Annotated in this window: 20 protein-coding genes; 4 read left to right on the forward strand and 16 right to left on the reverse strand. The window is 63.6% G+C overall.

The window, feature by feature from the left end; all coding sequences use genetic code 11:
* Positions 1-49: 49 nt before the first annotated feature.
* Positions 50-814, reverse strand: coding sequence for a crotonase/enoyl-CoA hydratase family protein (locus AX703_RS10495; protein WP_062343936.1), 765 nt, complete (start codon positions 812-814; stop codon positions 50-52).
* Between the two features lie 186 nt (positions 815-1,000).
* On the opposite strand from AX703_RS10495, the gene AX703_RS10500 reads away from it, so the two are divergent.
* The 3 genes from AX703_RS10500 to AX703_RS27345 all read left to right on the forward strand — a co-directional run bounded on the left by AX703_RS10500 (position 1,001) and on the right by AX703_RS27345 (position 4,350).
* On the forward strand, positions 1,001-2,224 hold the full coding sequence (locus AX703_RS10500; RefSeq protein WP_062343937.1) for an NADP-dependent isocitrate dehydrogenase: 1,224 nt from the start codon (positions 1,001-1,003) through the stop codon (positions 2,222-2,224).
* Between the two features lie 122 nt (positions 2,225-2,346).
* Positions 2,347-4,131, forward strand: coding sequence for a cation:proton antiporter (locus tag AX703_RS10505; RefSeq protein ID WP_062343938.1), 1,785 nt, complete (start codon positions 2,347-2,349; stop codon positions 4,129-4,131).
* Between the two features lie 51 nt (positions 4,132-4,182).
* Positions 4,183-4,350, forward strand: a complete 168-nt coding sequence (locus AX703_RS27345; protein WP_156135766.1) for a hypothetical protein — start codon at positions 4,183-4,185, stop codon at positions 4,348-4,350.
* 3 nt (positions 4,351-4,353) lie between these two features.
* On the opposite strand, the gene alaS is transcribed toward AX703_RS27345, so the two are convergent.
* From alaS to recA, 4 genes are all read right to left on the reverse strand, one after another.
* On the reverse strand, positions 4,354-6,999 hold the full coding sequence (gene alaS, locus AX703_RS10510) for an alanine--tRNA ligase (protein ID WP_062343939.1): 2,646 nt from the start codon (positions 6,997-6,999) through the stop codon (positions 4,354-4,356).
* Between the two features lie 43 nt (positions 7,000-7,042).
* Positions 7,043-7,867, reverse strand: a complete 825-nt coding sequence (locus tag AX703_RS10515; protein ID WP_062343940.1) for a trans-aconitate 2-methyltransferase — start codon at positions 7,865-7,867, stop codon at positions 7,043-7,045.
* 3 nt (positions 7,868-7,870) lie between these two features.
* A complete protein-coding gene (locus tag AX703_RS10520) occupies positions 7,871-8,497 on the reverse strand; it encodes a glutathione S-transferase family protein (RefSeq protein ID WP_062343941.1) in 627 nt (208 codons plus the stop codon).
* Positions 8,498-8,653: 156 nt separating this feature from the next.
* Complete coding sequence (gene recA, locus AX703_RS10525; RefSeq protein ID WP_039334323.1) at positions 8,654-9,724, reverse strand: recombinase RecA; 1,071 nt, start codon at positions 9,722-9,724, stop codon at positions 8,654-8,656.
* 363 nt (positions 9,725-10,087) lie between these two features.
* Here recA and AX703_RS10530 point away from each other — a divergent pair, with 363 nt between their 5' ends.
* Positions 10,088-10,882: a helix-turn-helix domain-containing protein gene (locus tag AX703_RS10530; protein WP_062343942.1), complete on the forward strand. Its 795-nt coding sequence runs from the start codon at positions 10,088-10,090 to the stop codon at positions 10,880-10,882.
* A gap of 67 nt (positions 10,883-10,949) precedes the next feature.
* Here the strand turns inward: AX703_RS10530 and gdhA are convergent, their stop codons facing one another.
* From gdhA to rpsN, 11 genes are all read right to left on the reverse strand, one after another.
* Positions 10,950-12,305, reverse strand: a complete 1,356-nt coding sequence (gdhA, locus tag AX703_RS10535) for an NADP-specific glutamate dehydrogenase (protein ID WP_039334327.1) — start codon at positions 12,303-12,305, stop codon at positions 10,950-10,952.
* Between the two features lie 163 nt (positions 12,306-12,468).
* A complete protein-coding gene (locus AX703_RS10540) occupies positions 12,469-13,278 on the reverse strand; it encodes an SRPBCC domain-containing protein (protein WP_062343943.1) in 810 nt (269 codons plus the stop codon).
* A 45-nt stretch (positions 13,279-13,323) separates the two neighbouring features.
* Positions 13,324-13,974 (reverse strand): adenylate kinase, encoded by a 651-nt coding sequence (locus AX703_RS10545; protein WP_039334332.1) that lies wholly within the window; start codon positions 13,972-13,974, stop codon positions 13,324-13,326.
* A 30-nt stretch (positions 13,975-14,004) separates the two neighbouring features.
* On the reverse strand, positions 14,005-15,372 hold the full coding sequence (gene secY, locus AX703_RS10550; protein WP_062343944.1) for a preprotein translocase subunit SecY: 1,368 nt from the start codon (positions 15,370-15,372) through the stop codon (positions 14,005-14,007).
* A gap of 151 nt (positions 15,373-15,523) precedes the next feature.
* Positions 15,524-16,039: a 50S ribosomal protein L15 gene (rplO, locus tag AX703_RS10555; RefSeq protein ID WP_039334443.1), complete on the reverse strand. Its 516-nt coding sequence runs from the start codon at positions 16,037-16,039 to the stop codon at positions 15,524-15,526.
* 168 nt (positions 16,040-16,207) lie between these two features.
* Complete coding sequence (gene rpmD, locus AX703_RS10560; protein ID WP_039334338.1) at positions 16,208-16,384, reverse strand: 50S ribosomal protein L30; 177 nt, start codon at positions 16,382-16,384, stop codon at positions 16,208-16,210.
* Between the two features lie 6 nt (positions 16,385-16,390).
* Positions 16,391-17,101: a 30S ribosomal protein S5 gene (gene rpsE / locus AX703_RS10565; protein WP_039334340.1), complete on the reverse strand. Its 711-nt coding sequence runs from the start codon at positions 17,099-17,101 to the stop codon at positions 16,391-16,393.
* Positions 17,102-17,103: 2 nt separating this feature from the next.
* Entirely contained in the window at positions 17,104-17,454 is a 351-nt protein-coding gene (gene rplR, locus AX703_RS10570) for a 50S ribosomal protein L18 (RefSeq protein ID WP_039334342.1), read from the reverse strand.
* The gene (gene rplF / locus AX703_RS10575; protein ID WP_039334344.1) at positions 17,454-17,987 is read right to left on the reverse strand and encodes a 50S ribosomal protein L6; all 534 of its coding nucleotides are present in this window, start codon (positions 17,985-17,987) and stop codon (positions 17,454-17,456) included. The genes rplR and rplF overlap by 1 nt, the downstream gene beginning before the upstream one ends.
* Positions 17,987-18,382 (reverse strand): 30S ribosomal protein S8, encoded by a 396-nt coding sequence (gene rpsH / locus AX703_RS10580; protein ID WP_039334346.1) that lies wholly within the window; start codon positions 18,380-18,382, stop codon positions 17,987-17,989. Before rpsH ends, rplF begins: the two co-directional genes overlap by 1 nt.
* 10 nt (positions 18,383-18,392) lie before the next feature.
* On the reverse strand, positions 18,393-18,698 hold the full coding sequence (rpsN, locus tag AX703_RS10585; protein WP_062343945.1) for a 30S ribosomal protein S14: 306 nt from the start codon (positions 18,696-18,698) through the stop codon (positions 18,393-18,395).
* Positions 18,699-18,725: the final 27 nt, after the last annotated feature.

The raw sequence follows: 18,725 nt of genomic DNA on the forward strand, positions 1-18,725 counted from the left end.
TCGACAGGGCAAAGTGGCGGGAGCGACCAGCGCCCCCGCCCTGGCGATCTTACTTGCCCTGCCAGTTCGGCTTGCGCTTCTCGGCAAAGGCGGCGGCGCCTTCGCGTGCGTCGCTCGACGTGAATACCGGCGCGATATAGGCCTGCTGCTTCTTCCACATTTCCGCCTCGGTCCACTCGTGCGAATCGCGGATGATGCCCTTCGACGCGATCAGTGCGAGCGGACCGTTCTCGGCGACCTTCGCTGCCAGAGCCTTTGCTGCTTCCAGCGACGGGCCCTCGACGATCTGGTTGATGAAGCCAAGCTCATAAGCGCGCTGGGCGGTGATGAAGTCGCCGGTCAGCGCCAGTTCCATGGCGATGCGCGGCGGGATCTGGCGCGGCAGCTTGATCAGGCCACCGGCAGCAGCGGCAAGTCCGCGCTTGGCTTCGGGAATGCCGAACTTGGATGAAGCGCTCGCCACGATCAGGTCGCACGACAGCGCCAGTTCCATGCCGCCCGCCAAGGCATAGCCATCGACCGCAGCGATGATCGGCTTCTTCGGCGTCCATTCCGACAGGCCGCCAAAACCGCGCCCGGGAATCGAGGGCGACTCCCCGCGCAGGAAGCCCTTGAGATCCATCCCTGAACAGAACGTGCCGCCAGCCCCGGTGAGGATCGCACAGCGCAGGTCGGCATCGGCATCCAGCCGGTCCATCGCTGCCGAAATGCCCTCGGCCGCAGCCTTGTTCATGGCATTCTTTGCATCGGGCCGGTTGATCGTGACGATCAGCACGTTGCCATCGACTTGGGTAAGGACTTCCGCCTCGCTCATCGCATCTCTCCAAAAGGACTTCCACCCGGCTTTAACCGGTCACTTAAATATCTGCATTGCCCATGCGCCGATGTCCAGCGCAAAGCCTGCAAAAATTGCGCGAATCGCCCCACTGCCTTGCGCACCGGCAAGCCTCTGCTAAGGGAAGGCGCAATTTCTCTCCCCAGCTTGAAAGACAGGACGGACATGGCGAAGATCAAGGTGAAGAACCCGGTCGTCGAACTCGACGGCGATGAAATGACCCGGATCATCTGGGAATGGATCCGCGAGCGCCTGATCCTCCCCTACCTCGACATTGACCTCAAGTACTACGACCTCTCGGTCCAGAAGCGCGACGAGACGGACGACCAGGTCACCATCGATTCCGCCAATGCAATCAAGCAGTACGGCGTCGGCGTGAAGTGCGCCACGATCACGCCTGACGAACAGCGCGTCGAGGAATTCAACCTCAAGTCGATGTGGAAGTCGCCCAACGGCACGATCCGCAACATCCTTGGCGGCGTGGTCTTCCGCGAACCGATCGTGATCCAGAACGTGCCCCGCCTCGTTCCGGGCTGGACCGACCCGATCGTCGTCGGCCGCCACGCCTTCGGCGACCAGTACCGCGCCACCGACTTCGTCGTCCCCGGCCCCGGCAAGCTGCGCCTCGTCTGGGAAGGCGACAACGGTGAGACGATCGACCGCGAAGTGTTCAACTATCCCTCGGGCGGCGTCGCCATGGCGATGTACAACCTCGACGATTCGATCCGCGACTTCGCCCGCGCGTCGTTCAACTACGGCCTGTCGCTGGGCTGGCCGGTCTACCTGTCGACCAAGAACACCATCCTCAAGGCCTACGACGGCCGCTTCAAGGATCTGTTCCAGGAAGTGTTCGACACCGAAGGCTTCAAGGAAAAGTTCGCCGCCGCCGGCATCAGCTACGAACACCGCCTGATCGACGACATGGTCGCCTCGGCGCTCAAGTGGTCGGGCAAGTTCGTCTGGGCCTGCAAGAACTACGACGGTGACGTGCAGTCCGACACGGTTGCGCAGGGCTTCGGCTCGCTCGGCCTGATGACCTCGGTCCTCATGTCGCCCGACGGCAAGACCATCGAAGCCGAAGCTGCCCACGGCACCGTGACCCGTCACTACCGTCAGCACCAGCAGGGCAAGCAGACCTCGACCAACCCGATCGCCTCGATCTTCGCGTGGACCCGCGGTCTGATGTACCGCGGCAAGTTCGACGAGACCCCGGAAGTCGTGAAGTTCGCCGAAACGCTCGAGCGCGTCTGCATCGAAACCGTCGAAAGCGGCAAGATGACCAAGGACCTCGCCCTGCTGATCGGCCCGGATCAGGCCTGGATGACCACCGAGAAGTTCTTCGAAGCCATCGTCGAGAACCTCGAAGCCGAAATGAAGAACTGGGCATAAGCGCCGGTTCCATTACGGAAACAGCAAAGGGCTCCGGTTGCCGCCGGGGCCCTTTTGCTTTGGCAACAGTTCGACATGCAGAAACGGGTGACACCATTGCCCCCCTCCCCTAACCTTCGCCAATGGCAGGCAATCTCGAACCGACGACCGCACTTTCCGACGCTCTTGTAATCCTCGGTGCCGCAGGCATCGTCATCCCGGCCTTCGCCCGCTTCCGCATCACCCCGATCATCGGCTTCATCCTCGTCGGACTGGTGGTCGGCCCGTTCGGCCTCGGCGCGCTCGTGCCGCAGTACCCCTGGCTGTACCACTTCACCATTTCCGATCCGGCCGCGATCACGCCTTTCGCGGAGTTCGGCATCATCCTCCTGTTGTTCGAGATCGGCCTGGAGCTGTCCTTCAATCGCCTGTGGGACATGCGCCGACTGGTCTTCGGCCTTGGCGCGATGGAGCTTGGCATTTCGGCCTTCCTCCTGTCGGCGGCACTTCTGGCCACCGGTTTGCAGATCAGCGGCGCTTTCGGCCTCGGCCTTGCACTTGCGCTTTCCTCGACCGCGCTGGTCCTGCCCATCGCCGGCACCCATGGTCCCGTCGGCCGCGCCGCGCTGTCGATGCTCCTGTTCGAGGATATCGCGCTCGTGCCGATCATCTTCATCCTTGGTGCAATGGGCCCGGTCGCCGCGCATTCGGATGGCCCAACCCTTGGCGAAACGCTGCTTTATGGCGGCATCGTCATTGCCGTCCTGCTGGTCGGCGGACGCCTGCTGCTACCGCGCCTTTTCGCCCAGGCTGCACAGACGAAGAGCCCCGAGTTGTTCCTTGCTGCCACGATGCTGGTTGTGATCGCCGCAGCGCTGTCGACGTCTCTCGTCGGCCTCTCGCCGATCATGGGCGCGCTGCTGGCGGGCCTGCTCATCGCCGAGACCGAGTATCACACCGAGGTCGAAGCGATTACCAAGCCGTTCAAGGGCCTCGCGCTGGGCGTTCTCCTCATCACCATCGGCATGGGCATAGATTTGCGCGTCGTCTGGGCACAGATCGGGCCGCTCACCCTCGCAGTCGTCGGTGTGGTGGTGCTCAAAGCGCTTGTCACGATGTTCGCCCTACGCGCCATGGGCAAGGAGCGCGCTACCGCACTCGAAGCCGGCATCCTGATGGCCAGCCCATCGGAAACTACCCTGATCGTGCTGACCACGGCCGCCGAGGCAACCCTCATCGACCGGGAGACTGCCCAATTCTGGCAGATCGTCACCGCCATCGGCCTGACAATTACGCCGCTCTTGGCCAAACTCGGTGAGACATGGGGGCAGCGGGTCGCGCGCGGGACTGCGGACGTCGGACAGAATACGTTCGTCGAGGAGCCGGAAGGCGAGCGCGTCGTCGTCATGGGCTTCGGCCGCGTCGGCAGGCTCATCGCCGAGATGCTGACGGTCCACAAGGCCGCCTGGCTCGGCATCGATTCGGACCCCGGCATCGTCAGGAACGCGCGCAAGGATGGCCTGCCGGTCCTGTTCGGCAACGTCGACAGCGAAGCGGCCATCGCCCGGCTTGGCCTCGATGATGCCAAGGCGATGATCCTGACGATGGACGAACCCGTCCTCATCCTGCGCATGGTCAAGCGCCTGCGCAGCGCACATCCCGACCTGCCGATCATCGTCCGCGCGCGCGACGCGACGCACGCCGCCGCGCTTTACAAGGCCGGCGCCAGCCATGCCGTGCCCGAGACGCTCGAAAGCTCGCTACAGTTGTCCGAAGCTGTGCTCGTCGATCTCGGCTTCCCGATGGGCCCGGTCATCGCCTCGATCCATGAAAAGCGCGACGAACTGCGCCAGAAGATCAAGGAGGAAGGCGAGCTCAATTCGCTTCCCAAGCTCAAGTCTGCCTCGCTCCGGGAACGCTCTGCCTGACAGCCCGCAACCGATCTCCTTGCCCTGTGTTTTCATGGCAAGGAGAGAAACATGACCCACCGCAGCAACAAGCCCGACCTGAACCCGGCAACGCAGGACGATCAGCCGAACAAGGGCCCGATCAAGGGGCCGCAGCAGACCGACGCCACGATGCGCGAAAAGGATCTGGCCCGCGGCTCCGAACCCGAAACGCGCGGCGCCAGCGGGCGCAGGCAATGACGGTCAATTCGAAAGAACAGCCTTAGCCGCAGCAATCGCCTCGGCAGCCTTTGCTCCGTCCGGACCGCCGCCTTGGGCCATGTCCGGACGGCCACCACCGCCCTTGCCGCCAAGTGCTTCCACGCCTGCGCGCACCATATCGACCGCGCTTACCTTTCCGACGAGATCCTCTGTCACCGCCGCCGCGATCGAAGCCTTGCCCTCGTTCACCGCCACGATCACCGCAACGCCCGAACCCAGACGCTGCTTTGCCTGATCGAGCAGTCCGCGCAGTTCCTTGGGGTCCAGCCCGTCGAGCACCTGGCCCGAGAACTTCACGCCGCCCACTTCCTCGTCCGCGTTCTCCGCCTTGGCTGCACCGCCGCCCAGCGCCAGCGCCTTCTTGGCCTCGGCCAGTTCGCGCTCGAGCTTCTTGCGCTCTTCCATCAGGGCGGACACGCGGGCTTCCACGTCTTCCGGCGTCGTGCGCAGGATCGATGCGGTGTGTTTCAATGCCTCTTCGCGGGCCACGAACCACTGCCGCGCGCCCTCGCCGGTCAGCGCCTCGATGCGGCGCACGCCCGACGAGACCGCGCTTTCGCTGACGATGCGGAACACGCCGATATCGCCCAGCGCCCGAACGTGCGTGCCGCCGCACAGTTCGACCGAATAGTGCTTCTCCGTCGCACGGCCCATCGAAAGCACGCGCACTTCCTCGCCATACTTTTCACCGAACAGTGCCATCGCCCCCGCCTCGATCGCATCATCGGGGCTCATCAGGCGCGTCGTCACTGGTTCGTTGGCACGAATCTCGGCGTTCACTTCCGCTTCGATCGCGGCAATGTCCTCAGGCGTCAGTGCAGTCGGCTGCGAGAAGTCGAAACGCAGGCGATCGGCGGCGACCAGCGAGCCCTTCTGCGTCACGTGCCCGCCAAGGCGATTGCGCAGTGCCGCATGCAGGAGGTGCGTGGCCGAGTGGTTGGCGCGGATTGCATCGCGACGTTCGACATCGATGTCGAGCTTCACCACGTCACCAACCTTGATCGCCCCGGCCTCGACCTTCGCGTTGTGCGCGTGCAGGCGGCCCAGCGGCTTGGCGGTGTCGCTCACGGCCAGCTTGAGACCATCGGCGCCGGTGATCGTCCCTGCGTCACCGGTCTGGCCACCGCTTTCGCCGTAGAACGGCGTCTGGTTGACGATCACGGTAACGTCGTCGCCCGCCGCAGCATTGTCGACTTCCTTGCCGTCCTTGACCAGCGCCACGACCTGCGCCTCGCCGGTGGTGGCGGTGTAGCCGGTGAACTCGGTCGCGCCGACACGCTCGGCAACATCGAACCACACTTCGCTGTCCGCAGCCTGGCCGGAACCCTTCCACGCCGCACGCGCCGCCGCCTTCTGCTGCGCCATCGCCGCATCGAAGCCTTCGCGGTCCACCGCGATGCCGCGTGCGCGCAGTGCGTCTTCGGTCAGGTCGTACGGGAAACCGTAAGTGTCATAGAGCTTGAATGCGGTCTCGCCCGGCAGCGCATCGCCCTCGCCCAGCGCAGCGGTCGCTTCGTCGAGCAGCTTGATGCCGTTCGAAAGCGTGCGGCGGAACTGCACTTCCTCGCGCAGCAGGGTTTCCTCGATCAGCGGCTGTGCACGGCCCAACTCAGGATAGGCAGCGCCCATCTCGGCGACCAGTGCCGGCACCAGGCGGTGCATCAGCGGGTCCTTGGCGCCCAGCAGGTGCGCGTGGCGCATGGCGCGGCGCATGATACGGCGCAGCACATAGCCGCGGCCCTCGTTCGAAGGCAGCACGCCATCGGCCAACAGGAAGCTGGTCGAGCGCAGATGGTCGGCAATCACGCGATGGCTGGCGCGCTGCTCGCCCTCGGCCTTGACCGAGGTCAGGCTTTCGGATGCGGCGATCAGCGCCTTGAACGTGTCGGTGTCGTAGTTGTCGTGTTCGCCCTGCAGAACGGCGGCAATGCGCTCGAGGCCCATGCCGGTATCGATGCTCGGCTTGGGCAGGCTGCCGGTGATTTCACCCGCGGTCTGCTCGAACTGCATGAACACGAGGTTCCAGATCTCGATGAAGCGGTCGCCATCCTCTTCCGGCGATCCCGGAGGGCCGCCCCAGATGTGATCGCCATGATCGAAGAAGATTTCGGAGCAGGGACCACACGGGCCATCGTCGCCCATCGCCCAGAAGTTGTCCTTGGTGGCGATGCGGATGATGCGATCTTCAGGCAGGCCTGCGATCTTCTTCCACAGCTCGAACGCCTCGTCGTCGGTATGGTAGACGGTGGCGAGCAGCTTGTCCTTGGGCAGGCCCCATTCGCGCGTCAGCAGCGTCCACGCATGGGTGATCGCCTGCTCCTTGAAGTAGTCGCCGAACGAGAAGTTGCCGAGCATCTCGAAGAAGGTGTGATGCCGCGCAGTGTAGCCGACGTTGTCGAGATCGTTGTGCTTGCCGCCCGCGCGCACGCACTTCTGCGACGAGGTGGCGCGTGGGGTCGCGCGTGTCTCGAGCCCGGTGAAAACGTTCTTGAACGGCACCATCCCGGCGTTCGTGAACATCAGCGTCGGGTCGTTGTAGGGCACCAGCGGCGCAGACTGCACCACATCGTGCCCGTGCGAGCCGAAGTATTCGAGGAAGGAGCGGCGGATTTCGTTCGTCGAAGTCATGAAAGGCCGATTAGGCGAGCGTTCGGCGCGCTACAAGCACGTTTCATCCATCATTGTGATCGGACGTGGCGCTTACCAGCCACGCCGCAGCATTGAATGCCACCACGCCGTCCCGATGATGGGCCTCCACAAGCTCGGCGAGCCGCATCTCGACCGCTGCGCGCTCGGCCTCGCGCAAAGTCCGCAAGGCCGCCGCAGCAGGTCCGATGCGGCGGAACAGCGCCATCGCCTCGCCCACGGCATCTGGCCCGGTGCCGGCGATGTACCGGAAATCCACCGGCGCGAACTCCACCGCCCGCCATCCTGCCATGCAGCGTCGCACGTGCTCCGGCAGGGCGAATGCGAAGGGGCCCGGCGCAGTTGGCGAAGCTGGCGGAGAATCACCTTTCGGCAGTAGCGCCGCGATGGCCGCCGCCCAGTCGTTCTCGGCAGCCTTGCGAAAGCACGAGAAGACCATGCGCGCTCCTGGCATCGCCTGCGCGGCCAGATGGGCGAAGGCAGCTTGCGGTTCGGAGAAGAACATCACGCCGTGGCGCGATACATACAGGTCCGGCCGTGACGCGGGTTGCCACTGCGAGGCATCGGCCAGCTCGAACGTCAGGTTTGGCTGAATGGCGCGGGAGCGGGCCGCATCGACCAGATCGGCAGAGATATCCACGCCGGTCACCTGCGCTTGCGGCCTTGCCTCGGCAATGGCGATCGACAGCTCCCCCGCTCCGCAACCGATATCTGCAACAGCCGCGCCCGGCTCTCGAGCGATGGCGGCCAGAAGTTTGGGTGTCAGGTCGGAAAAGCTGACATCGGTGCGCCGCCATTCGCTGGCCCAGCTCCGTCCGACCGTCCCCTGCCAGTCACTCGCGTTGGTCATGCCTTACATCCCGAAATAGTCGCCGCCCTTTTCGCGCGCGCGCTGCCACGCGGGCCGCGCGTGGATGGCCGCGACGAATGCCGCGAGCTTTGGGAAGCGCGCACCCGCTCCTTGCATGACCGCGATCTCTGCCGGGAAGCTCATCATCACATCCGCCCCGGTCCAATCGTCGCCGATGAAGTGGCCGGACGGGCGCAGGATCTGCTCCATGTAGCCAAAATGGGCTGCCAGCTGTTCGTCGATGCGCGGCTTCAGCGGCGCGGCAGCCTCTCCAAGGCGCGAGGTATAAAGCTGCAGGAGGACGGGGGTCATGGCCGAGCCTTCGGCAAAATGCATCAGTTCAAGGTGCCGCAGGGCGTCGTCCGAACCTTCCGCCGGGAGCCAGGTGCCCTTGCCATAGCGTTCGCACAGGACCTGCACGATCGCGCCCGATTCCTCGATGACCCGGCCATCGATCTCCAGCAGGGGCGATTTGCCCAGCGGGTGCACGGCCTTCAGTTCGGGCGGGGCAAGGTTGGTCACCGCATCGCGCTGATAGTGCCGAATCTCGTAATCGACGCCAAGCTCCTCCAGCAACCAGAGGACCCGTTGCGAACGGCTGTTGTTGAGATGGTGAACGATGATGCCCATGGCGATTCTCCGTGCGGTTTAAGTGGAAGGTTAACCCGCAACCGCCGGCGCGCAAACAAAAAGCCCGCGCGATCCTGCCGGGGAACGCGCGGGCTCTTTGTCTGGCTGGCGGGCCCGGCTTGCACCGGGGATGGAGGCTGCCCGCCGCCTTGAAGATCAGACGTCGTCGTCCGCGTCCGGACCGACCATCAGACCTTCGGCAACCTTGTCGGTGCGGCCGCGGATCGCGGCTTCCAACCGGTCGCAAAGTTCGGAATTCTCGCGCAGGAAGTTCTTGGCGTTCTCGCGCCCCTGCCCGATGCGGATCGAGTCATAACTGAACCAGGCACCCGACTTCTCGACCAGCCCGGCCTTGACGCCGAGGTCGAGGATTTCGCCGATCTTCGAGATGCCTTCGCCATACATGATGTCGAATTCAACCTGCTTGAACGGCGGAGCCACCTTGTTCTTGACCACCTTCACGCGCGTGGCGTTGCCGACGATCTCGTCACGATCCTTGATCTGGCCAGTGCGGCGGATGTCGAGGCGGACCGAGGCGTAGAACTTGAGCGCGTTACCGCCCGTCGTCGTCTCGGGGTTGCCGTACATCACGCCGATCTTCATGCGCAGCTGGTTGATGAAGATCACCATGCAGCGCGAACGGCTGATCGAACCGGTCAGCTTGCGCAACGACTGGCTCATCAGGCGGGCCTGCAGGCCGACGTGGCTGTCGCCCATCTCGCCTTCGATTTCCGCACGCGGCACGAGCGCGGCCACCGAGTCCACCACCAGCACGTCGATCGCGTTGGAACGGACGAGCGTGTCGGTGATTTCCAGCGCCTGTTCGCCAGTATCCGGCTGCGACACGATCAGGTTGTCGATATCGACACCCAGCTTCTTGGCATAGACCGGGTCGAGCGCATGCTCGGCATCGATGAATGCCGCCGTGCCACCGGTCTTCTGGGCCTGGGCGATGACGTGCAGCGCGAGCGTGGTCTTGCCCGAGCTTTCCGGCCCATAGACTTCGATCACGCGTCCGCGCGGCAGACCGCCGACACCGAGTGCGATATCAAGCCCCAGCGACCCGGTGGAGATCGCCTCCACCTGCATCGCTTCCTTCGAGCCCAGCTTCATTGCCGAACCCTTGCCGAACGCACGGTCAATCTGTGCAAGGGCTGCGTCGAGCGCCTTCTGACGATCCATGTCCTTGATCTTACCTTCCTCGATGAGCTTGAGCTGAGCCGCCATGGCTTCGTTTCCCTTGCTAGAGTTGGCTGACACGAGCCGTCAACAAGGGTTATGTACTCGTTGTGTTCCCGTGGAACAAGAGGGGAACGATATATTCGCGCCGATTTGGCAACGCCTTGGCGCAAATCCTTAGCTTATCTCGCTTTTCTCGCAATATGCGCGGCCGGCAGGATGGTGCGCAAACGGCGTTATCCACGACGCGGGTCGGTTTCGTGCCAAATTGGACGCGCTTCCGTGAAGCGTTGCTTGTGGTCGAATCGCGGCGCCCTGCCATTCACCGATCGCAGAGCCGGCCGCCGTCATTGCAAGAATGCAGAATATCTATAAAGTTAACCCCGACCGTATATCGAAAGTTACTGCTAAATGTCTCAATCCCGTAAGCCGCAGTCTGCGGCCGGTGGCGGCGGCGGGGGCAGACCAGGGAGCCCGCCCCCGGGCGCGAAGCCGAAAGGCCCGCGCCAGGAAGTCGTCAGTGCACGTACGCTATACTTCGGGAATGGCGATCCAGCGCCCGAAACCGCGCTCGCTCGCGCGATCTCGGGCCGGGTTCAGCTCCACCGCATTACCGACGATTACATCGGCCATATCGACGACAGTCGGGAATACTATAACACGCTTTTCGTCATTGGCAGCGACCCTGTCCGGATCCGCAAGCTCATGCGCATCTACCGGCCCTTGCTGAAAATGAAGGCCAAGATAGTCATCATGCGCGAAGTACGGCCAAGCGTGAAAGCGCAGTTGCTCAATGCCGGTTTCGACGATGTCTTCGATCGTGAAATGCCGGTCGCCGAGGCTGCAGCGCGCGTGCGAGCCGTGCTGGGCCGCATCGCCCAGAGCCAGCAGTCGAAGGTCGTCGAGGAAGTCAGGGACCTGCATCTTCAGCACTTCACCCGAGAGCCACTGCTCGGCCGCGAGGCGCGTGTCCTGTCCATGCTCGTAGCCGCGCGCGGGTCACCTGTGCGGAGCAGCCAGCTTGCCATCAGTGGCCGTTCGACGCATCGACCGATCAGCACGAAGTCGCTGCAAGTCCTGATTTCCGGCCTGCGCTCCAAGCTGCGTCCAAATCTGCGAATCGTCAGTCAGGGCCCGGCAGGGTACTCCCTGCAGGAGATCTCTCCGGTCCGGTCATTGCTCGACAGCGCCTCGAAGATAACTTGAGCAACCGACCGTCTGACCCGAGGGTGCCCCGTTCGGCGCCCCCGGTTCTCCAGCCTCGCCTTCCGGATCAGACGACGCCGAAGGCCAGCATCGCATCGGCCACCTTCTTGAAGCCGGCGATATTCGCTCCCTTGACGTAGTCGATATAGCCGCCGCCCTGATCGCCATAGGCGAGGCACGACTTGTGGATGCCCGACATGATGTCCTTGAGCATCTGCTGGAGTTCTTCCTCCTTCCACGAGCGGCGTTCGGAGTTCTGGCTCATTTCGAGGCCGGAGACGGCCACGCCGCCAGCGTTGGAGGCCTTGCCTGGCGCGTAAAGGATCTTGGCTGCCTTGAAGACATGCACACCGTCCAGATCGGTCGGCATGTTGGCACCCTCGGCCACCGCCTTGCAGCCGTTGGCGATCAACATGCGCGCATCATCGCCGAGCAGTTCGTTCTGGGTCGCGCAAGGCAGCGCGACGTCGCAAGGCACGCCCCATGGCGTCTTGCCGGCCACGAATGTTGCCTTCGGGAACGCCGTGACATATTCCTCGATCCGGCCGCGACGGTGGGTCTTGTGCGTCTTCACCCAGTCGATCTTTTCCTGATCGATACCGTCGGGGTCGTGGATGTAGCCCCCCGAATCCGACAGTGTCAGGACCTTGCCGCCCAGTTGCACGATCTTCTCGGCGGCATGGGTTGCCACGTTGCCGGAGCCGGAGATCACCGCTGTCTTGCCCGTGAGGTCTTCTCCCTTCGTCGCCAGCATGTTGGCCAGGAAGTAGACCGCGCCATAACCGGTCGCCTCGGTGCGGATCAGGGAACCGCCCCATTCGAGGCCCTTGCCGGTCAGCACGCCTGTGAAGTTGTTGGTGATGCGCTTGTACTGGCCGAACATGAAGCCGATCTCGCGCCCGCCTACGCCGATGTCGCCTGCGGGAACGTCAATGTCGGCACCAATGTGGCGGTAGAGTTCGGTCATGAAGCTCTGGCAGAAGCGCATGATCTCCCGCACGCTCTTGCCCTTGGGATTGAAGTTCGATCCACCCTTGCCACCCCCCATCGGCAGGCCGGTCAGCGCGTTCTTGAAGGTCTGCTCGAACGCCAGGAACTTCAGCACGGATTCGGTGACGGAAGGATGGAAGCGGATGCCGCCCTTGTAGGGGCCGATCGCATTGTTGTTCTGCACGCGCCAACCGCGCTGCACGCGAATGTTGCCGTTGTCGTCCTCCCAGCAAACGCGGAACGAGACCACGCGATCCGGCTCGGCAATGCGACGCAGGATCTGCTGCGAGTGATACTCCTCCTTGTCCTGCATGAACTCGAAGATGTCTTCAGCAACCTCCTGAACCGCCTGGACGAATTCCGGCTGATACGGATTGCGCTTCTTAACGCCCTCCATGAAGGTCGGCAGGTCAACATGATCGGATACGGCCACGGTACTCTCCCCCAAGTCGGAACCTCTGTCGGCTCACGATATGTATGCCGGTAGCGGCGGGTGCGGCCCGTTATTCGCCCAACCCGGAGAGGTTCCGAGTCGCGCTGTTGTTGGCATTCAGATTAACGCCTTTTGCGCCGTGGGAAAGCGGCGATGCTTGCCCTCACCGCCCAGGCGGCAAGCGATCGTCATTCTTCTTGAAAAGCTGGTCGAGCGCCGACTTCACCGACTCACCGGCCGCTGCGTCATCCTTTGTCGGATCGGGGGTGTAGGTCGGTGCATCTTCTTCTGGTGGTGGTGCCACGTCTGTGGCACTGTCGTTCGCACCCGGCCTGGTTCCGGCAACCGAGGCTTCCGGGGCCAGCGGCTCCGTCGAAAGCAGCTTGGTGTCAACCGGACTCGCTGGTCCGATAAGTTTGGTCAAACCGCTGATCTGCTCGCCCAGGACCTTGTCGACGGCCCCCGAAATGGTGTCGGTCTTGTAGCGCATGAAGCCGCCGACAACATATTCCCAGAGAATGCGGGTCGACTTTCCACCGCTGCCCTCCACTGGCTTGAATGTTACCGTCATGGTCCCGTTCACCGCCTCGGACTGCAGCGGGCCAAGCCCGCCCACCAGCCTGAGGGCACGGTAAGGTTCGGCGTATATCACGCGCATGTGCATGACAGAACCCGGCTTCTGCGTAGCCGGAGCGCCCTTCGGAACGGGCAGCTTCTCGCAGAAGCAGCCGTTTGCACTCGCATCCAGGGAAAGATTGGCCGCCTCGCCGGAAAAAGTGTGCTGCGGGTTCCACCACAGCGACGGCGTCGTAAAGGCCTTCCACGCCTCTGCCGGGCTGGCGGCGACTTCCCCGGTGACGCGAATAACGAAACCGGAATCGGTCCGTGCCGTAACTTCAGCCCGGGCAGGCACCGATGCAACAACGGCGAGACCACCAAGCCCCGCCGTCAGGATATACCACAGCTTGCCCATCACGCGCCTCCGCCCGCTCCGGGACGGGCGGGTCAAGCTCGGGTGTTAGCGCTTGCCGAGGATCGCCTCAATGGCTGCCGTCACGTCGTCCATGTCCGCCATGCCGTCAACGCGGGCGACGATACCCTGCGCTTCATAGATCGGCAGGATCGGCGCGGTCTTGGCCCGATACTCGGCCATGCGCGTGCGCACGGTTTCCTCGTTGTCGTCAGGGCGGCGCTTGAATTCATGCCCTCCGCACTTGTCGCAGGTGCCTGAGACTGCAGGCTTCTCGAAGGTGTCGTGATAGCCCTTGCCGCAGGTTGCGCAGGTGTAACGCCCGGTGATGCGCTCGACCAGTGCATCCTCGTTGACGTCGAGTTCGATCACGTGGTCCAGCTTCTTGCCGCGCGAAGCAAGCAGTTCACCCAGCGATTCGGCCTGGGGCGCCGTGCGAGGGTAACCGTCGAAGATCGCGCCCTGCCCCTCGGGCATGGCATCGAGCTCGTCACCGATCAGCGCTGATACGATCTCGTCAGAGACCAGCTCGCCCGCTTCCATCACAGCCTTGGCCTTGAGACCGACCGGCGTCTGCGCCTTCACGGCCGCGCGCAGCATATCGCCCGTGGAGAGCTGCTTCATGCCGTGGCGTTCGACCAAACGCTGGGCCTGGGTGCCCTTGCCCGCGCCCGGAGGCCCCAAAAGGATGATGTTCAAGGTACCGTCCCCCTCATGCGGCTGCTGCTGTCAGCGCAGCCTGCCCTTCAGTTTCGCCTTCTTGATCAGATCGCCATACTGGTGGGCCAGCAGGTGCGACTGGATCTGCGTGATGGTGTCGACCGTGACGTTGACCACGATCAGCAGGCTGGTGCCGCCGAAGAACAGCGTTCCCATGCCCGTCTCCGCCATGATGAATTCCGGCACGACGCAGACCACGGTGATATATGCCGCACCCAGCACGGTGATGCGAGTTAGCACATAGTCCAAGTAGTTCTGGGTGTTCTTGCCCGGACGGATGCCAGGAATGAACCCACCATTCTTCTTGAGGTTCTCGGCCGTCTCCTCGGGATTGAAGACCACAGCGGTATAGAAAAACGCGAAGAAGACGATCCCCAGCGCATACAGCAGCATGTAGAGCGGCTTGCCGTGGCCGAGGTACTGGTTCAGCGTCACGATTGCCTGGCCCATCGTCGTGTCGGGCGAGATCGAGTTGCCGGCAAACTGCGTGATCGTTAGAGGCAGCAGCAGCAGCGAGCTGGCAAAGATCGGCGGAATGACGCCAGCAGTGTTGAGCTTCAGCGGCAGGTGGCTGCGGTCGGCGTTCATCATGCCGCGCTGCGTGGCGCGTTTGGGGTACTGGATCAGCAGGCGCCGGGTCGCGCGCTCGAAGAAGCAGATGCCGAGCACCAGCGCGATCAGCATGATCACGATGCCGACGATCAGGAACGGCGAGATCGAGCCGGTGCGACCGCCTTCGAACAGATTGCCGAAGAACGTGGGCAGCTGCGCGACGATACCGGCCATGATGATCAGCGAAACACCGTTGCCGATTCCGCGCGAAGTGATCTGCTCACCCAGCCACAGCAGGAACATCGTGCCGCCGATCAGCGAGATGACGGCACCGACCCGGAACAGCATGCCCGGGTTCACGACAGCCTGCAGCCCGCTCGACGCGCCGTATGCTTCAAGCCCGGAGGCGAGCACCCAGCCCTGGATGGCGGTCAGCAGCACCGCGCCATAGCGGGTGTACTGGTTGAGCTTCTTGCGCCCGCTTTCGCCTTCCTTCTTCATCGCGGCGAGCGCCGGATGGAGCGAGGCGGCAAGCTGCACCACGATCGACGCGGTGATGTAAGGCATGACGCCAAGCGCGATCAGGCTCATGCGCTCGAGCGAACCACCCGAGAACGCGTTGAAGATGTCGAGAACGCCGCCGCGCGTCTGGTCGTAAAGCGTCTCCAGGATCAGCGGATTCACGCCGGGCAGCGGCACGAAGCTGAGGAACCGGAAGACGATGAGCGCGCCCACCGTGAACCAGATGCGCTTCTTGAGCTCGGTTGCCTTGGAGAAGTTGGCCAGACTGAGGTTGCTGGCGATGTTGTCGGCGCGTGATGCCATTTCGGGGTTCTAAGCCTTGCTGCGAAACCGGGCCTGCTGGCCGCGTGCGTTTCGGACGTCTTGAGCTAGCCCATATAGTGCGGGGTTACGAAAGTCGAAGCCCTGCAAGCCGAAATCCCCGCCCGACTGGCGAGCGGGGATCGGAACTGGCTTACTTGGCCTTGTTGGCCGCAGCGCGAGCGGCCTTCTTCTCGGCTTCGCTCGGGCCGGTTTCGATGACCGAGACCGAACCGCCAGCCTTCTCGACAGCAGCCACGGCGCCCTTCGAGGCACCAGCGACCGAGAACGCGACCTTGGTGGTCAGTTCGCCCTTGCCGAGGAGACGGACGCCATCCTTGCCACCGCGAGCAAGGCCAGCAGCCTTGAGAGCGGCGTGGTCAACGGTGCCCGAGACGTCGAGCTTGCCGGCATCGATCATCTTCTGGATCATGCCGAGGTTCACCTCTGCGTAGTCCTTGGCGAAGATGTTGTTGAAGCCGCGCTTCGGGATGCGCATGTGAAGCGGCATCTGACCGCCTTCGAAGCCGTTGATGCTGACGCCCGAACGTGCCTTCGCACCCTTCTGGCCGCGACCGGCAGTCTTGCCCTTGCCCGAGCCGATACCACGGCCGACGCGCATGCGGCCCTTGCGGGCGCCGTAGTTGTCGTTGAGTTCGTTCAGTTTCATGTTCTGCACTCGCTTTCGCTTTGAGACGCGCTTTGGAAAGGGCGCCGCCTAGCCGATCAGGCCGGGCTTGTCACCCCCTCACGGGACTGGAGGCACCGCACCGCCGAGCCCCAAAGGAAAACCCCGGCACGGGGCCGGGGCGTCCTTTTTCCCAACGGGCAGCAATGGTCAGTCGACCACGGCCACCATGTGGGGAAGCTTGGCAATGGCGCCACGCACTTCGGCCGTGTCTTCCAGCTCGACCACGCGGTGCATCTTGCCCAGGCCCAGGCCGATCAGAATCTTCTTCTGGCTTTCCGGGCGACGGATCGGCGAACCGATCTGCTTGATCTTGATCGTTGCCATGACCGATTACTCCGTGATGGCTTCGGCAGCGGCTTCGGCTTCGACCTGCGAAGCGCCACCACGGCCGAGGAGATCGGCGACCTTCTTGCCACGACGCTGTGCAACCGACTTCGGCGAAGTCTGGTCGGTCAGCGCGTCGAAGGTTGCGCGGATCATGTTGTAGGGGTTCGAGGTGCCGACCGACTTGGTCACCACGTCAGCAACGCCAAGGCTTTCGAACACGGCGCGCATCGGGCCACCGGCGATGATCCCGGTACCGGCCGGAGCAGAACGCACGTTGACCTTGCCAGCGCCGAAACGGCCCTTGCCGTCGTGGTGCAGGGTGCGGCCTTCCTTGAGCGGCACGCGGACCATTGCACGCTTTGCAGCGGCAGTAGCCTTGGTGATCGCCTCAGGCACTTCGCGAGCCTTGCCCTTGCCGAAGCCGACGCGGCCCTTGCCATCGCCGACCACGACCAGTGCTGCAAAGCCGAAGCGCTTGCCGCCCTTCACGGTCTTGGAAACGCGGTTGATGTGGACGAGCTTTTCGATCAGCTCCTCGCCACCTTCCTCGTCGTTGTTGCCACGACCGCGACGGTCGTCGCGACGGCCACGGCCACCACGCTCGCCACCACGGTCATTGCCGCCACGGCCGCGGCCACGACCGCGACCTTCGCGCTGCTCACCGCCGGTCGATTCGACCGCGGCTGCGCCTTCCAGGTTGGTTTCGTCAGCCATTGTCAGAACTCCAGCCCGCCTTCACGGGCGGCATCGGCCAGCGCCTTGACGCGGCCATGGAACAGGAACCCGCCGCGATCGAACACGACAGTGGTGATACCGGCGGCCTTGGCCTTCTCGGCGATCTCGGTGCCAACCTTGGCGGCGGCATCGACATTCGCGCCGATCGACTTCTGGCCCTTCACCAGCGTCGAAGCGGCAGCAAGGGTCTTGCCTTCCGCATCGTCGATGATCTGGGCGTAGATGTGACGGCCGGAGCGATGCACCGACAGGCGAGGACGGCCACCCGAGCGCGCCTTGAGCGCAGTGCGGACGCGACGGCGGCGGCGTTCGAAGAGAGACAGCTTTGCCATTACTTCTTCTTCCCTTCCTTGCGGAAGATAAACTCGCCGCGGTACTTGATGCCCTTGCCCTTGTAAGGCTCGGGCTTGCGCCAGCGACGGATCTCGGCGGCAACCTGGCCGACCTTCTGCTTGTCGATGCCCGAGATTTCCACCGTGGTGTTGTCAGGGGTCTTGATCTCGATGCCTTCCGGCACCGCGAAGTCGACGTCGTGGCTGTAGCCAAGCTGCAGCTTCAGGTTCTTGCCCTGGGCGTTGGCGCGGTAGCCGACACCGGTGATCTCGAGGACCTTGGTGTAGCCCTGCGTCACGCCAGTGACGAGGTTGTCGACGAGGGTGCGCTGCATGCCCCAGAACGCGCGAGCGCCCTTGGTGTCGTTCGCAGGCTTCACGAGGATCGTGTCGCCATCGACGGTGTAGCTGATCTCGTCGCGCAGCGTGAGCGTCAGGGTGCCCTTGGGGCCCTTCACGGTCAGCACGCCGTCCGCGATGTTCGCGGTGACGCCACTCGGGATCGCCACCGGCTTCTTGCCGATGCGGCTCATCAGAACACCTCCGCCAGCACTTCGCCACCGACGTTGGCAGCGCGTGCTTCGGCATCCGAAAGCACGCCCTTCGGCGTCGAGACGATGGTGATGCCAAGACCGTTGCGGATCACCGGAAGTTCCTTGGAACCCGAGTAGACGCGGCGGCCAGGCTTGGAGACACGGGCAACATGCTTGATCGCAGGCTGGCCTTCGAAATACTTGAGCTCGATGCGCAGCTGCGGATGGGCGCCAGTGGCGTCCTCCGAGAAACCGCGGATGTAGCCTTCACGCTGAAGGACTTCGAGCACGTGCGCACGCAGCTTCGAAGCGGGCGAAAGGACCGAGTCCTTCTTCGCCTGCTGGCCGTTGCGGATGCGGGTGAGCATATCACCCAGGGGGTCGGTCATAGCCATCGGATGATCCTTACCAGCTCGACTTCGTCATGCCGGGGATAAGGCCCTTGTTGCCCTTGTCCCGCAGCTCGATGCGGCAAAGGCCGAACTTGCGATAGTAGCCACGCGGGCGGCCGGTGGTTGCACAGCGGTTGCGCACCCGGGTCGGGTTCGCGTTGCGCGGCAGCTCGGCCATCTTCAGGCGGGCGATCAGGCGCTCGGTTTCGTCGAGCGATTCATCGTCGGCCTGGGCCTTGAGCGCAGCGTACTTGGCCGCGTACTTCTGAACGAGCTTCTTGCGCTTCTCGTTCTTGTTGATGGAACTCAGTTTCGCCATGGACTTAAGCTCTCTTCTTCAATTCTG

The sequence above is a fragment of the Novosphingobium sp. CCH12-A3 genome (assembly GCF_001556015.1).
Lineage (GTDB): Bacteria > Pseudomonadota > Alphaproteobacteria > Sphingomonadales > Sphingomonadaceae > Novosphingobium > Novosphingobium subterraneum.

Bases quoted from the DNA above. Each gene is read 5' to 3' on its own strand.
- AX703_RS10495 (WP_062343936.1), bottom strand. From the start codon at position 814: ATGAGCGAGGCGGAAGTCCTTACCCAAGTCGATGGCAACGTGCTGATC.
- AX703_RS10500 (WP_062343937.1), top strand. From the start codon at position 1,001: ATGGCGAAGATCAAGGTGAAGAACCCGGTCGTCGAACTCGACGGCGAT.
- AX703_RS10505 (WP_062343938.1), top strand. From the start codon at position 2,347: ATGGCAGGCAATCTCGAACCGACGACCGCACTTTCCGACGCTCTTGTA.
- AX703_RS27345 (WP_156135766.1), top strand. From the start codon at position 4,183: ATGACCCACCGCAGCAACAAGCCCGACCTGAACCCGGCAACGCAGGAC.
- alaS (WP_062343939.1), bottom strand. From the start codon at position 6,999: ATGACTTCGACGAACGAAATCCGCCGCTCCTTCCTCGAATACTTCGGC.
- AX703_RS10515 (WP_062343940.1), bottom strand. From the start codon at position 7,867: ATGACCAACGCGAGTGACTGGCAGGGGACGGTCGGACGGAGCTGGGCC.
- AX703_RS10520 (WP_062343941.1), bottom strand. From the start codon at position 8,497: ATGGGCATCATCGTTCACCATCTCAACAACAGCCGTTCGCAACGGGTC.
- recA (WP_039334323.1), bottom strand. From the start codon at position 9,724: ATGGCGGCTCAGCTCAAGCTCATCGAGGAAGGTAAGATCAAGGACATG.
- AX703_RS10530 (WP_062343942.1), top strand. From the start codon at position 10,088: ATGTCTCAATCCCGTAAGCCGCAGTCTGCGGCCGGTGGCGGCGGCGGG.
- AX703_RS10540 (WP_062343943.1), bottom strand. From the start codon at position 13,278: ATGGGCAAGCTGTGGTATATCCTGACGGCGGGGCTTGGTGGTCTCGCC.
- secY (WP_062343944.1), bottom strand. From the start codon at position 15,372: ATGGCATCACGCGCCGACAACATCGCCAGCAACCTCAGTCTGGCCAAC.
- rplO (WP_039334443.1), bottom strand. From the start codon at position 16,039: ATGAAACTGAACGAACTCAACGACAACTACGGCGCCCGCAAGGGCCGC.
- rpmD (WP_039334338.1), bottom strand. From the start codon at position 16,384: ATGGCAACGATCAAGATCAAGCAGATCGGTTCGCCGATCCGTCGCCCG.
- rpsE (WP_039334340.1), bottom strand. From the start codon at position 17,101: ATGGCTGACGAAACCAACCTGGAAGGCGCAGCCGCGGTCGAATCGACC.
- rplR (WP_039334342.1), bottom strand. From the start codon at position 17,454: ATGGCAAAGCTGTCTCTCTTCGAACGCCGCCGCCGTCGCGTCCGCACT.
- rplF (WP_039334344.1), bottom strand. From the start codon at position 17,987: ATGAGCCGCATCGGCAAGAAGCCGGTGGCGATCCCGAGTGGCGTCACC.
- rpsH (WP_039334346.1), bottom strand. From the start codon at position 18,382: ATGGCTATGACCGACCCCCTGGGTGATATGCTCACCCGCATCCGCAAC.
- rpsN (WP_062343945.1), bottom strand. From the start codon at position 18,698: ATGGCGAAACTGAGTTCCATCAACAAGAACGAGAAGCGCAAGAAGCTC.